Annotated in this window: 10 protein-coding genes; 1 reads left to right on the forward strand and 9 read right to left on the reverse strand. The window is 71.7% G+C overall.

What is annotated here, in order from left to right:
• From D7W82_RS20795 to D7W82_RS20820, 6 genes are all read right to left on the reverse strand, one after another.
• On the reverse strand, positions 1 to 2,772 hold a 2,772-nt coding region (locus tag D7W82_RS20795; RefSeq protein ID WP_147439432.1), incomplete at its 3' end, for a CHAT domain-containing protein.
• A 25-nt stretch (positions 2,773 to 2,797) separates the two neighbouring features.
• Complete coding sequence (locus tag D7W82_RS20800; RefSeq protein WP_233587837.1) at positions 2,798 to 3,310, reverse strand: hypothetical protein; 513 nt, start codon at positions 3,308 to 3,310, stop codon at positions 2,798 to 2,800.
• A gap of 55 nt (positions 3,311 to 3,365) precedes the next feature.
• Positions 3,366 to 4,109, reverse strand: coding sequence for a hypothetical protein (locus D7W82_RS20805; RefSeq protein WP_120620019.1), 744 nt, complete (start codon positions 4,107 to 4,109; stop codon positions 3,366 to 3,368).
• On the reverse strand, positions 4,106 to 4,651 hold the full coding sequence (locus D7W82_RS20810) for an RNA polymerase sigma factor (RefSeq protein WP_120620020.1): 546 nt from the start codon (positions 4,649 to 4,651) through the stop codon (positions 4,106 to 4,108). Before D7W82_RS20810 ends, D7W82_RS20805 begins: the two co-directional genes overlap by 4 nt.
• A gap of 121 nt (positions 4,652 to 4,772) precedes the next feature.
• The gene (locus D7W82_RS20815) at positions 4,773 to 6,695 is read right to left on the reverse strand and encodes a M23 family metallopeptidase (protein WP_120620021.1); all 1,923 of its coding nucleotides are present in this window, start codon (positions 6,693 to 6,695) and stop codon (positions 4,773 to 4,775) included.
• Positions 6,696 to 6,820: 125 nt separating this feature from the next.
• On the reverse strand, positions 6,821 to 7,567 hold the full coding sequence (locus D7W82_RS20820) for an SDR family oxidoreductase (RefSeq protein ID WP_120620022.1): 747 nt from the start codon (positions 7,565 to 7,567) through the stop codon (positions 6,821 to 6,823).
• Between the two features lie 131 nt (positions 7,568 to 7,698).
• On the opposite strand from D7W82_RS20820, the gene D7W82_RS20825 reads away from it, so the two are divergent.
• Positions 7,699 to 8,571, forward strand: coding sequence for a LysR family transcriptional regulator (locus tag D7W82_RS20825; RefSeq protein WP_233587838.1), 873 nt, complete (start codon positions 7,699 to 7,701; stop codon positions 8,569 to 8,571).
• A 12-nt stretch (positions 8,572 to 8,583) separates the two neighbouring features.
• On the opposite strand, the gene D7W82_RS20830 is transcribed toward D7W82_RS20825, so the two are convergent.
• The 3 genes from D7W82_RS20830 to mgtA all read right to left on the reverse strand — a co-directional run bounded on the left by D7W82_RS20830 (position 8,584) and on the right by mgtA (position 13,277).
• A complete protein-coding gene (locus D7W82_RS20830; RefSeq protein ID WP_120620023.1) occupies positions 8,584 to 9,156 on the reverse strand; it encodes a glutathione S-transferase family protein in 573 nt (190 codons plus the stop codon).
• 87 nt (positions 9,157 to 9,243) lie between these two features.
• Complete coding sequence (locus D7W82_RS20835) at positions 9,244 to 10,725, reverse strand: serine hydrolase (protein WP_120620024.1); 1,482 nt, start codon at positions 10,723 to 10,725, stop codon at positions 9,244 to 9,246.
• Positions 10,726 to 10,781: 56 nt separating this feature from the next.
• Positions 10,782 to 13,277, reverse strand: coding sequence for a magnesium-translocating P-type ATPase (gene mgtA / locus D7W82_RS20840; protein ID WP_233587839.1), 2,496 nt, complete (start codon positions 13,275 to 13,277; stop codon positions 10,782 to 10,784).
• Between the last annotated feature and the right edge of the window lie 89 nt (positions 13,278 to 13,366).

Raw genomic sequence — 13,366 nt, forward strand, 5'->3', positions numbered from 1 at the left:
CCCCATCACCCCCAGCCCGGCCCACATGGCCGCGGGCTCGCCGTCCTCCCAGGCCTCGCGCTGGGCCTCGCGCAGCGCCGACGCCGCGCTCCGTCCCTCCGCCAGGTGCCGGTAGTAGCGCTCCAGGAGCTCCGCGGCCTCGGCGTCGCGCATGGGCCACAGGCTGGCCACCACGGCCCGCGCTCCCGACTCGAAGAAGGCCCGCGCGAGGCTCAGCACGCCTTCGCCCGCGAGCATCGCGCCAGAGGCGCCCCGGCAGCTGGAGAGCACCACCAGCGCGTCCCGCAGCCGCAGCTCCGCGATCTCCCGGGGCTGGAGCAGGCCGTCCTCCCCCGCCGCGCCCGGGGCCAGCACCAGGGCGGAGCGCTCCGGGGACTCGACGTCCACGACCGCGTGCGCGGCCACGTGGAGGATGCGCATCGCGTCCCAGCGGGAGGCCTTGAGGGCCTGCTCGGACGCTTCCGTGCCCATGAGCAACCGGGGCTTCACGGCCGTGCCCTCCAGGGCCTCGCTCACGGTGCGCCCCTCGCGCCGCGCCTCCGGAAGCGCGCCCAGGCTCGCGGTCTCCAGGAACATGCCGCCCCTCGCGGCGGCCACCGACGTGCCCTGGAGGGTGCCGCCCCGGTCGGGATCCGCCAGGACCAGGGCCTCGCCCTCGGGAGGCCGGGCGGGCTGCGCGCGCCAGTGGTGGAGCAGGCTCGCGGAGGGCACCCGCGCCAGTTCGTACCGGGCCATCAGCGGTGGGCCGTCCGCGTGCTCCCGCAGCGCTGCGAACGGCAGGTCGTGCAGCGGACCGTCCGGCACGAGCAGCAGGCGCGACACCTTGGGTGGCAACTCACGCAAGGCGGGGGCAAGCAGCTGCGCGTACAGCGCCGCGGCGGTTGCTGCCTCCGAACCATCGCGGCGCTCGATGAGGCCCGACAGGAGCGCCACCGAGGGACGCAGCCGTGCGCGTTCGGGGATGCGATACGCGTGCGTGCCCTCGCGCGTCACCGCCAGCACCCAGGCACATCCCGCGCGCGCTCCCTGAAGGTCGTGGTCCGTGCCCACGAGGAAGACGAGCAGGGCCTCCTCTTCGCCCAGGCGCTGCTCGGTCGCGGCGAGCGATGCGAACGACAGACGCTGCTCGTGCTCCTGCTGTTCCTGCTCCCGGCGTGGCTCGGTCGCGGCAAGCGACGCGGATGGAATCCCCATGCGCCGGGTTTCGGGTCGCAGCTCGCGCTCCCGGCGCTCCAGTTCCTGGAGTTCCCCCAACAGCCGTGCGCGCTCGGACGCGGACAGCGATGGTTCCAGCAGCCGCCTCTGGGTGGCGGACAGGTTGCGCAGCACGCCGTCCCGCGCCTTGCGTTGCTCCGGTGCCTCCGCTTGCATCGGAAGCGCGCGGGAGGCCACCAGGGTCTCGAACAACGTCCTCGCCCGCAGGCGCTCACTCACCGCGAAGGCGCGCTCCAGGGCCTCGCGGGGGGGCACGGCGGAGGTTTCTCCGGCCTCCAGCGTGCGGCCCGCGAGCCGGTGGTAGTCGCTGGCCCAGCCGGAGAAGAGCTCGGCCTGGCTGGTGGCGTCCCGCTGCCACTGACGCAGCACCTCCACCGCGTCGAGCGCGCGCTCCGCCTCGTCCAGGGCCTCCGGCAGTGGCCGCGTGCGGAAGGCCACCGTTGCCCGTGCCCGCCAGGCGGAGGCGAGGTAGAGCGGGTTGTCGTGCTCGGCGGCCAGCGCCAGGGCCTCGTCCACGTCGCGCCACGCGGCGGCCGCATCCACCGCGGCCCGGCGTTCGGCGCGCGTCCACAGACAGGAGATGCGCCGCTCGGGCAGGTCCTTCTCCCGGGCGATGTCGATACAGCGGCCCAGGGCGGCCTCCGCTTCACTCCGCTCTTCAGGCTCGTCCCCCAGCAGCTCCGCCACCAGGCGCAGCGCCATCGTCTCGAAGGCCTTGCTGCCCGCGCGTTGGGACGCCGCGAGCGCCTCCCTCGCGAGCCGCATCAGCTCCGGCCGGCCTCCGGGTTCGGGATGCTCCTCCCGCCGCCGCCAGGCGAGGTTCGCGAGCGCGAAGCGGACGCGCGCCTCCGTGCCCGCGTCCTTCGTGCGCTCCGCCAGCTCCGCGAGCCGTGCATACAGGTCCTGCGCCTCGTCGAAGCGGCCCAGGTTCAAGCTCACCGTGGCCAGCGGGCTGAGCAGCTGCTTCTTCATGCCGTCCGTGCCGTCCGGGAAGGTGAGCACCTCCGCGCGCTTGAGCAGGCGGTAGGCGCGTCCCAGGTCCTGTCCCAGGTCGGAGAGTTCGGCCGCCTCCAGGATGAGCGCGCGCACCTCCAGCCGGGGGTCCCCGGAGGCCCGGGCCACCTCGCCCACCCGCAGGACCCACTGGTGCGCCTCCTCCGTCTGGCCGCGCATCCCCAGCACGCTGCGCAGGTTGATGCCGGCCATCACCTCGCCCTCCGCGTCCCCCAGGTCGCGGAAGGCGAGCGCCGCGCGGCGGTACGACGCCTCCGCCAGCACGGGCTCGGACAGCAGCTCCACGTGGCCGAGCACCAGCGTGAGCCACGGGCGGTCCGGGTGCCGCGCGATGAGGCCCTGGAGCCTGCGCCGGGCCTCGTCGCGCCCCGCGAGCCCCTGGGCGCTCCGGTAGAAGCACATCGCCGCGTCGGAGTCCTCCGGGTGGGCGTTGAAGGACTCCTCGCACCTGGCGAGTCCGGAGGGCTCAGCGGAGGCGGCGGCCCGCTCGGGGACGCACAGGGCCAGCCCCACCACCAGGGTGAAGCCGCCCAGTCGTCCCATGCGCTGTCGCCGCCTTCCGGTCACCTCAGAGGGTCTCCGCCACGCATCCGCCCATGGCCGTGACAGGCTCCGGCATGCCCGTCGTCGGGTCGTAGGTGTAGAGGGTAATCTCGCAGGAGGTGCTTTGGGGAGGTGGCTCCACATCAAGCCCCGCCCGCTCGAGGACCAGGACACCCGCGGCCATCTTCTCCGCGCCCGCCGGCAGGACGAGCTGCGCGCGGACCCCGCCCGAGGAGGGAGCCCGGGCGCTCACCCGCAGCGGGGAGCCCGAGCTCACGGTCCCCGTGACGGTCGCGAGCACGACGTCGTGTGCATCCAGGATGCGTAGGGTCACGGGCACCATCGTCGGCGCCCGCAGGGTGCCCGCCTCCACCACGGAGGCCACCACCGTGTCACGCGTGGCGCCCGTCAGCGGCTGCGTGGTCACGACCACCGTGTACAGCGGGGCCGCGGCCTGCGCAGCGACCACGACCCCCCACAGCAGCGCCATCATCGACAGCGCGCGCACCCATCCCCTACCAACATTGATTGCTTTCATTGCATCCCCCTCTGTTTGTCATTGAGCCGCCGGCCTGGCCCAAGTGGTGCGGCACTCACCGCAACCGGTTCACGAACGTACTGCCGCGCTGGACGCTTCCATCCGGAAGCCGCGCCTCCACCTGCCACAGGACGCGCGCTCCGGAGGGCAGCTCCGCGAGCACGTCCGGCGGCACCGTGTACTCGCGCGACCCCAGCCGCTCCGCGCGATGGAACACCTTCAAATCCTCCGACGACACCTGCACGCTCCAGGACACCGCCTGGGGCACTCCGCTCCAGCGGAGCACGAACTGCTCGCGGGGCAGCGCCGTGGCCTCCGGCACGCCGGAGGTGATGTCCTCCGCCGCGCCACCGCGAATGCGCGTCGGATCCACCTGCGCCTGCTGCTGCCGCACCACCACGACCGCGCCCACCAGGACCACCACCGTCGCCGCCATCGCGGCCATCGCCTGCCGCCCCTGCCAGAAGCGCCGGGCGGTCAGGGACACCACCTTCGCGGAAGGCTCCAAGGCTGTCGCGGGCACCTCCGCCTTCCCCTCCGCCGGAGCCCCCCGCTCCGCCTCCGCCGCTGCCTGCGACATCGCCTTCGCCAACCGCCAGGCCTGCGCCCACGCGGGATCCGCCGCGACGCGCTCGATGACCGCCCGGCGCTCCTCCACCGGCAACTCCTGCCTCACCGCGCGCCAGACGAGGTCCGCGTCCACCGGCTCCCCCGCCGCGTCATCCTCGCGCAGCGCCGTGCGCAGCCGCTCCACGCCCGCGGCCTCCAGCGTGTCATCCTCGGGACGGCGGTCGCTCACGGCTGGATTCCCTTCAGGGAGAGACAGGCACGCAGCGCGCTCAGCCCCCGGTAGATGAGGTTCTCCGTCCGCTTGGCCTCCCACCCCAGCAACTCCGCGGCCTCCGGCACGGTGTGCCCTTGCAGGTGCAGCGTCACGGCGAGGCGGCGGTCCTGCACCAGCCCCTGAAGACAGTCACGCACGGCCCGGGCAATCTGCGCGGCCCCCGCCGCGCGCTCCGGGTCGCCTGGCGCCACCGGCTGGGCGGGCCCCTGCTCCACCTCCTCCAACGCCACCTCCTTGCGCGCCCCCATCCGGCGAAGCTCGTCGACGAGCGTCGTGTACGCCACCCGGTACAGGTACGCGGGGGTCAGCTCCGCCTGGCCCCGGGTGCGCCCGCGCAGCTCCACCACCTTCATCATCGCGACCTGCAACAGATCCTCCCGCCGGTCCGCGAGCGACGCGGGACAGACGCTCGCGAGCGCCCGGCCCAGGTCACGCCGCAGCGTCTCCAACCCGGCGTCCGCGGATGCTCCCGCCCATGGGCCGTGCCGCAACTCCAAGATGCCTCTCCTCGCGAAAAGGGCGCCGAGCGTCGTTCGAACGCATCATCGGCGGCCAGGAGAAGCCGGGCAATCCGTGAAAATTCCCCAGAGCCCGCGGGCTCTGGGGACGACACTCGCGCTACCGGAGGTTCGCTTCCCAGGCAATCAGCCGCAGGTCCCCGCCGCCCGTGCCCGTCGTCAGGCGCACGGCGGTGATGACGAAGCGGGTGCCCACGGTGGTGGGGGTGGCGGCCAGGCCGGACACGATGGCGCCCGCGCGCTCCTTGCCGGAGCGGTGCACCTTGCCCTCCAGGTCCACGTCCCAGGTGTAGACGCGCAGGTTGCCCGTGGTGTCACGCACCGGGGTCACCAGGTGCTGGGCCCCCACGCGCGCCGAGCCCACCTCCAGGATGGCCTCACCGTCCTCATGGTCCCGGCGCACGAACTGTCCGGCAGCGGAGACGTCGAAGGAGATGTTGCGCAGCACGCCGTTGGTGAGGCGCACGCTGGCCACCACCATGTCGCGCACGCTGTTGCCAATGGTGACGGTGCTGATGGACACGTCCGTCACCGCGCCCGCCAGGTGGGTGCCCCGCTGGATGAGCGTCTTCTGCGGGGTGATTTCCCACGCCGTCAGGCTCAGGTTGCCCGAGGGCGTGCGCACCGCGGTGACGACGCCGGTGAAGCGGTCCACGTCCCCGTCCACGCGGCCGTTGAGGATGGGCGTCAGCGCCACCTTCGTCGCCTCCTCGCCGAAGCCGTTGCTCCTGCGGGTCACCGTGTCCAGCGTCGCGGACGTCTCCCAGGTGCTGACCTTCAGGTGCCCCGTGGAGTCGCGGAAGGCGCTCGCCACGCCCAGCCCCTCCGGGAGGGCGACCAGGTTGACCTCCGTCGCGTTCGCGTCGCCGCCGGCCTCGCCCTTGCGCTCGAAGGAGCCGTTCGAGGCGACCCGCCAGGCGATGAGCTTGAGGCTCCCGCTCCCGTCCCGCAGCGCCGTCACCACGTCGCGCGTGCTGCTGCTGTGCGGGTGGGCCATGGCGATGGAGGTCGCCGCGCCCGCGGAGGCGTCATACAGCTTCGTGAACTCGCCATCCGGCGCCAGCTGCCACGAGTTCATCGCCAGCCGCCCCGTCACGTCCCGCGTGGCCGTCACCACCATGCTGCCCGAGGCCGCCATGGCCACCTCCAGCGCCGGGTCCCCGGTGATGTCGCCCCGGCGCAGCAGCGGATCCGGGTGGATGGCGGAGGGGAACAGGTCCAGCGCCTCGTTCTGCATCGGGGCGAAGCCAATGGACGAGTTGTGGTCCGCATTCCCGCTCTTCCGCCACGCATGCGAGTAGGGCAGCGGCAGGGACGTGCCCACCGTCGTCTCGCTCGTCATGGGCTGCAGGTGCACGTGCAGGTGGGGATTCGACGAGGCGCCGGAGCTGCCCACGCGGCCCAGGAACTGTCCGCGCTTCACGCGCACCCGCTGCGCCGCGGGGACGATCACCTCCCGGGGCAGGTCCCCCACGCGGTCCTCCGCGTCCGCCACGTAGGTGTCGTTGAAGGGACAGAGCGCCTCCGGGACGCTCCCGGGCTGCAGGTGCGCGTAGAGGATGATCTTCCCGTCGTCCGTGCGGACGTTCACGTGGTTGCCCGAGCGCGGGATGCGCAGCGGGTTGGAGGTGCGGCCCGGGTGGGGCACGTCGTCATTGCCGTACACCATCGGCTTGAGGCCCTCCGGGGCGTTGCGCCAGCAGGTGAGCACCTCGCCATCCGCGATGGCGGTGACGGGCAGCCCGTAGATGACCCAGTCGGAGTTCTTCGGGTCGGCCGCGTAGTCCGCGAAGGGAATCTTCACGCGGGTGAAGCGCTTCTCATCGTCGTCGAAGCGCACGGCGCTCAGGTCGCGGTTGTGCGTGCCGCCGTGGTCGCTGGAGATCCACCAGTGGCTGCCCTCGGGCAGGTCCGCGCTGTTGCCGGGAAAGGCATACGTCTGCGCGGACGCGCCGAAGCCCAGGGTGGTGAAGGCCACGGCGGTGAGCCGGGCCATGGAACGGAGGCGTGGGGACGGTGACATGGGGTTGCTCCCGTGCTGTGGCGCCCGGCGGCCGCGATGGCCCTTCCGGTTTCGCGCCTGCCCCCACCCAACGGAAATGCCCCTTTTTTCCCCTCACCCCCGCCGCGCGATTTCTCGCGCTCGCGTCACACCATGCCGCCGTTGGCGCGGAGGACCTGCCCGTTGATCCACCCGCCCTCCGGCCCCACGAGGAACGCGACGGACGCGGCGATGTCCTCCGGGGTGCCCAGCCGCTCCAGCGGGTTCAGCTTCGCCATGCGCTCCACCAGCTCCGGGGACTTGCCGTCGAAGAAGAGCTCGGTGGCGGTGGGGCCGGGCGCCACGCAGTTGACGGTGATGTTCCGGCCGCGCAGCTCCTTGGACAGGACGGCGCTCATCGTCTCCACGGCGGCCTTGGTGGCCGAGTAGACGCCGTAGTTCTCCATGCGCAGGCCAATGACGCTGGTGGAGAAGTTGATGACACGCCCCCCGTCGCGCAGGCGGCGCGCGGCTTCACGCAGGCCGTTGAACGTGCCCTTGATGTTGACCGCCACGTGCTGGTCGAACAGCGCGTCGTCGAAGTCCGCGAAGCGGATGAACTTGCCGATGCCGGCGTTGTTCACCAGCACGTCCACGCCGCCGAACGCTTCTGTCGCCGCGTCGAACATCCGAGGGAAGGCCGTGGGGTCGGCGACATCCGCCTGGATGCTCAGGGCCCGGCCCCCCGCCGCTTCAAGCTTGCGCACCAGGGCCTCCGCCGCGTCCCGGCTGCCCGCGTAGTTGACGATGACGTTGAAGCCGTCACGCGCGAGCCGCTCCGCCACCGCGGCGCCGATGCCGCGCGAGCCGCCCGTCACGAGGGCCGTCTTCTTCTGCTGGGTCTGGGTCGTCATGGGGTCTTCTCCTCTGGGAGCGCCGTTGTCGGCGTCAGGTGAGGACACGATGGACCTTTCCGCGCTACGGATAATCGGCTTTGTTCCGGCATCACTGTTCGACAGGGCGGACAATGGACCGGTTTGACGCCATGAAGGCCTTCACGCGCATCGTGGAGCGCCGGAGCTTCACGCAGGCCGCGAAGGACCTGGGCCTGCCGCGCTCGTCGGTGACGGACGCGGTGAAGCAGTTGGAGGAGCGGCTGGGCGTGCGCCTGCTCCAGCGCACCACGCGGCACGTGAGCCCCACGCTGGACGGCGAGGCGTACTACCAGCGCTGCGTGTCACTGCTGGCGGACCTGGAGGAAGCGGACGCGGCGTTCGTGGGGGGACAGCCGAAGGGGCTGGTGCGCGTGGACGTGCAGGGGACGCTGGCGCGCAGGGTGGTGCTGCCGCGGCTGCCGGAGTTCCTGGAGCGTTACCCGGGCATCGAGCTCTACATGAGCGAAGGCGACCGGCTGGTGGACCTGGTGCGCGAGGGCGTGGACTGCGTGCTGCGCGCGGGGGAGCCCAAGGACAGCGACATGGTGGCCCGCCGGGTGGCGCTGCTGGAGGAGGTGACGTGCGCGTCCCCGGCCTACCTGGCGCGGCACGGCGTGCCGGAGAGCATCGAGGCGCTCCAGCACGGGCACCGCATGGTGGGCTTCCGCTCGTCGCTGACAGGGAGCCTGATTCCGCTGGAGTTCACGGTGGGCGGCGAGGTGCGCCACGTCGTGCTGCCCACCACGATGTCCGTGAACGGCGCGGAGACCTTCGTCGCCGCCGCGCGGCTGGGGCTGGGGCTCATCCAGGCGCCGCGCTACCGCCTGGAGGAGGACTTCGGGCGAGGCACGCTGGTGCCCGTGCTGCCCCAGCACCCGCCGACGCCCACGCCCGTGTCCCTGATGTACCCACGCAACCGGCAGCTGTCCCCGCGCGTGCGCGTCTTCATCGACTGGCTGACGCGGGGCTTCACCGCGCCCTGAAGCTCGGAGCGCTCAGCGCAGCTTCAAGCCCTTGGGCCGGGCCTGCAGCCGGTCCACGTAGGCCTCCAGCTTCGGCCGGTCCGTCGACCCGCCCATCATGCGCTGGTAGATGAACATGGAGCCGATCATCACGTCCGCGGCGGTGAACCAGTCGCCGAAGAGATAGGGCCCGTCCCCCAGCTCGCGCTCCATGGCGTCCAGCGTCTGCGCGTACTCCGTCCACCCGCGCTGCGGCAGCGTGGGGGTCTTGGCCATGTGGTCGCCCATGGACGGCTCCAGCTGCGACGTCGAGTACACCATCAGCGACAGGTACCGGCCGCGCTCGGGCGCGTCCACCCTGGGCGCCAGCTTCGCCTGCGGATACCTGTCCGCGACGTAGAGACAGAGGGCCGCGTTCTCGAACACGCGCGCCTCTCCGTCCACCAGCGCGGGCAGCTTTCCGGCGGGGTTCACCTGGAGGAACTCGGGCGACTTATGCTCCCGCTTCTCCAGGTCGATGGGCACGATTTCGTACTCGACCCCCGCCTCATCGAGCATCCACTTCGCAATGACCGCCCGGCTGCGCGGATTGAAATAGAGCTTCATGCAGGCACCTCTCGTGAGCACCACGTGGAACCGCCCCCCGGACTCAACGCCCGGGGCGCGGACCGCATTCGCTCACATCCGGCGCGCCTATGGCACGGCCTTCGTCGCGGGCGGCCCTGACTGCTGCGCACCCAACTTCTGGAGCGCGCCCGCCGCGTTGGAGTTCTTCGGGTCCAGCTCCACGGCCTTGCGGTAGTTCACGCGCGCCTGCTCCTTGTCGCCGACCGCGAGGTACGCCTCCCCCAGGCTGTCGTAGCCATTGCCCACCTGGGGGAACATCTCCACGTTGAGCTTGAAGATTTCAATGGAGTCCGCCGCGCGGCCCGTCCGGAGCAACTGGTAGCCCAGGCTGTTGAGCTGATCATCGGAGAAGTCATACGCGTCCGGCTTCGTGGCCTTCAGCTCGCGGTAGCGCGCGACGGTCTTCGCGACGGGCTCACTGTCGACCGTCGTGTTCAGCATCTCCCGGATGCCCAGCCGGGGCGCCTTGGGCGGGATGCCGTGGAGCACGCTGAAGAGGCCCGCGGACAGCTGCTTGAGCTTGTCGCCGCGCGACGTGTTGTCCAAGAGGATGACCACCTCCCTGCCCACCGGCACGCGGTAGATGCGCGAGCTGAACCCGTTGATGCCGCCGCTGTGGCCGATGGTGGCGAGCACCGTCTTGCCGTCGTTCAGCGGCAGCGGGTCCATGGTCAGGCCGAAGCCGTAGTTCTCCAGGCCGGGCGTGAACATCTTCTGCTTGAGGGCCTCCGGCAGCAGCTTGTTCTCGTAGAGCGCGCGGTCCCAGCGGTAGAGGTCCTCCACCGTCGAGTACAGCGACCCGGCGGCATATGGCAGGGACATGTCCAGGTAGGCGGCGTGGACGTAGCCGCCCGGCGTGAGCTGGTGGCCGCTGGCCCGCTTGGGCAGCACCGTGGCGTAGACGTCGTAGCCGGAGTCCTTCATGCCCAGCGGCGTGAAGATGCGCTCCTGCACCGCCTGCGCGTACGTCTTGCCGGTGATGCGCTCGATGATGGCGCCCAGCAGGTAGTAGCCGGAGTTGTTGTAGGAGAACTTCGAGCCGGGCTCGAACTCCAGGTCCCCGCTGGCGAACTGCTTCACGAAGTCCGCGACGGCGTAGGGATTGCGAGACACCTTGGCGAAGAAGTCCGGCGCACTCGTGTAGCTGGGGATGCCGGACGTGTGGTTGAGCAGGTGCGTGAGGGTGACGCGCGAGCCCGTGTCCTCGCGGTAGTCCGGCAGGGCCGACACCAGCGTGTCGTCGAGCTTCAGCTTCCCCTCCGACACCAGCTGGAGGATGACCATGGCGGTGAACTGCTTGGTCACGGACGCGATGCGGAACTTCGTGTCCGGCGTGTTGGGCACGTTCCATTCGAAGTTGGCCTGGCCGTAGGCCTTCTTCAGGATGATGCCCTTCTCGTTGGCGACGAGCACCGACCCGTTGAACTGGCGCATCTGGTGGTACTGCGTCAACAGCTTGTCCAGCTCCTGCTGTCGCGTCGCGGCACTGGCGGCGACGGGGATGAACAACAGCGCCACGGCCAGCAGGCGCAACGGGCTCCAGGTCATTCGGGGTCTCCCACGCATGAGCCTCCCTACGTCCCGTTGGCGGGGCGATTGCATCCTCAGGCGGTGTCGAAGCGGCGGAAGAACCAGCGGTTGAGCACCACCGCGCAGCCCAGGTACAGCGCCACCAGCGCGCCCAGCGACGCGAGGATGGCGGGCGGCGGCGGCACGAAGCCGAAGTAGTGCCCCAGCGGAGTGAAGGGCAGCACGCAGGCCACCGCCACCACGCCCAGCGACGACAGCACCAGGAGGCGCGCGGGGGGACTGCGCGCCGCGCCACCCCGGGTGCGGATGATGAAGATGACCAGCACCTGCGTGGTCAGCGACTCCATGAACCAGCCCGTCTGGAAGAGCGGCGCCCCGGCCTTGAAGCCGTGCAGCAGCACCGTGAAGGTGGCCGCGTCGAAGAGCGAGCTGAGCGCGCCGAACACCGCCATGTAGAGGCGCACGAAGCGCATGTCCCAGCGCGTGGGCCGCGAGAGCTGCGCCGGGTCCACCGTGTCCAGCGGGATGGCCAGCTCCGACACGTCGTACAGCATGTTGTTGAGGAGGATCTGGATGGGCAGCATGGGCAGGAACGGCAGCACCAGCGACGCCAGGGCCATGCTCAGCATGTTGCCGAAGTTGGAGCTGGTCCCCATGCGGATGTACTTCATGACGTTGCCGAAGGTGCGCCGCCCCTCCAGGACGCCCTCGTGCAGGACGCCCAGCTCCTGGCGCAGCAGCAGCAGCGCCGCGGCCTCGCGCGCGACGTCCACCGCGCCCGCGACGGAGATGCCCACGTCCGCCTCGTGCAGCGACGGCGCGTCGTTGATGCCGTCCCCCAGGTAGCCAACCACGTGGCCGCGCTGCCTCAGCGCGCGCAGGATGCGGCTCTTCTGCGAAGGGGACACGCGCGCGAAGACGGTGGTGTCCTCCGCCCGCGCGCGCAGGCCCGGGTCGTCCAGCAGCGCCACCTCCGCGCCGGTGAGCACGCCCCGCACCTCCAGCCCCAGCTCCTGGCAGACGTGCACCGCCACCCGCGCGTTGTCGCCCGTCACCACCTTCACCGCGATGCCCGCCTCGCGCAGCGCCGCCAGCGCGGGCCGGGCGCTCTGCTTGGGCGGGTCCAGGAAGGCGGCGAAGCCCGCGAAGACGAGGCCCGTCTCGTCCTCCGGTGACAGCCGCCCATCCTGGGACGGGACGTCACGCCAGGCGAGCCCCAGCACCCGGAAGCCCTGCTCGCCCAGGGCGTCGGCGCGGGCTTGCAGCTCCTCCCGTGCGGCCACGTCCAGGGCTCGCGGCGGCCCCTCCGGGACTTCGCACGCTTCGCAGCGGGACAGCAGGGCCTCCGGCGCGCCCTTCACCACCAGGACGCGGCGGCCGTCCTTCTCCAGCAGCACGGACACGCGGCGGCGCTCGAAGTCGAAGGGCAGCTCATCCTGCTTGCGCCAGCCCTGCGTGCACTCCACGCCCCGGGCCAGGATGGCCTCGTCCATGGGGCTGCGCAGGCCGGTGGCGAAGTGGCTGTTGAGGCAGGCCCACGCCAGGGTGCGCTCGCTGCGCTGGGCGGCGGCGTCCTCGGTGCGCGCCAGCCGGATGTTCGCCTCCGTGAGCGTGCCCGTCTTGTCGGTGCACAGCACGTCCATGCAGCCCAGGTCGTGCACCGCGCTCAGCCGCTTGACGATGACCTCCTGGTCCGCGAGCCGCAGGGCGCCCCGGGCGAGCGTCACCGACACCACCATGGGGAGCAGCTCCGGCGTGAGGCCCACCGCCAGCGCCATGGCGAAGAGGAAGGACTCCAGCAGCGGGCGCTCCAGGGTCAGGTTCACCAGGAGCACGAACAGCACCATCAGGACCGTGAGCCGCATCAGCATCACGGAGAAGCGGCGCGTGTCCCGCTCGAAGGCGGTGGAGGCGACGGGCGCGTCCAGCCCCCGGCTGATGCCGCCGACCTCGGTGTCGCGGCCGGTGGCGAACACGAGCGCGCGGGCCGTCCCTCCCAGCACCGACGTCCCGGCGAAGACGGTGTTGCCCACCTCCGCGAGCGGCGCGTCCGCGGGCGCGAGGCCCGGCGCCTTCTCCACAGGGTAGGGCTCGCCGGTGAGCAGCGACTCGTTCACGGACAGCGCGTGCGACTCGATGAGGCGCGCGTCCGCGGGGACGCGGCTGCCGGTGGCCAGCAGGACCAGGTCTCCGGGGACGAGCTCCGTGGCGGGCCGCTCCTGCTCCACGCCGTCGCGCAGCACCCGGGCGCGCAGGGCCACGGCGCCGCGCAGGCGCTCCGCCGCGTTGCTGGCGCGGTGCTCCTGGACGAAGTCCAGCGTCACGCTGATCAACACGATGACGGCGATGATGGCGGAGCTGGTCAGGTCATGGACGACGGCCGAGATGCCGCTCGCCACCAGCAGCACCAGCACCAGCGGGTTGCCCAGCCGCAGCAGCAGCTCCAGCGGGAGCGGCCGGCGGCGCCGGGACTCCAGCGCATTGGGGCCCAGGGACTCGAGCCGCGCCCCGGCCTCCTGTCCGGCCAGTCCCTGGAGGGTGCTCCCCAGCCGGGCGAGAAGGGACTCCACCGGCTCGCTCCAGGCGGGGGGCACTTCGCGCTTCGGTGCCGGCCTCCGCCGCGCGCCGGAGTGGCGCGAGAGGCGCGCCACGGGCCCGG

It is taken from the genome of Corallococcus sp. CA049B, from assembly GCF_003611685.1.
Taxonomy (GTDB): domain Bacteria; phylum Myxococcota; class Myxococcia; order Myxococcales; family Myxococcaceae; genus Corallococcus; species Corallococcus coralloides.

Coding starts and splice junctions, on each gene's coding strand:
- D7W82_RS20835 (WP_120620024.1), bottom strand. CDS start 10,725: ATGACCTGGAGCCCGTTGCGCCTGCTGGCCGTGGCGCTGTTGTTCATC.
- D7W82_RS20825 (WP_233587838.1), top strand. CDS start 7,699: ATGAAGGCCTTCACGCGCATCGTGGAGCGCCGGAGCTTCACGCAGGCC.
- D7W82_RS20815 (WP_120620021.1), bottom strand. CDS start 6,695: ATGTCACCGTCCCCACGCCTCCGTTCCATGGCCCGGCTCACCGCCGTG.
- D7W82_RS20830 (WP_120620023.1), bottom strand. CDS start 9,156: ATGAAGCTCTATTTCAATCCGCGCAGCCGGGCGGTCATTGCGAAGTGG.
- D7W82_RS20820 (WP_120620022.1), bottom strand. CDS start 7,567: ATGACGACCCAGACCCAGCAGAAGAAGACGGCCCTCGTGACGGGCGGC.
- D7W82_RS20800 (WP_233587837.1), bottom strand. CDS start 3,310: ATGAAAGCAATCAATGTTGGTAGGGGATGGGTGCGCGCGCTGTCGATG.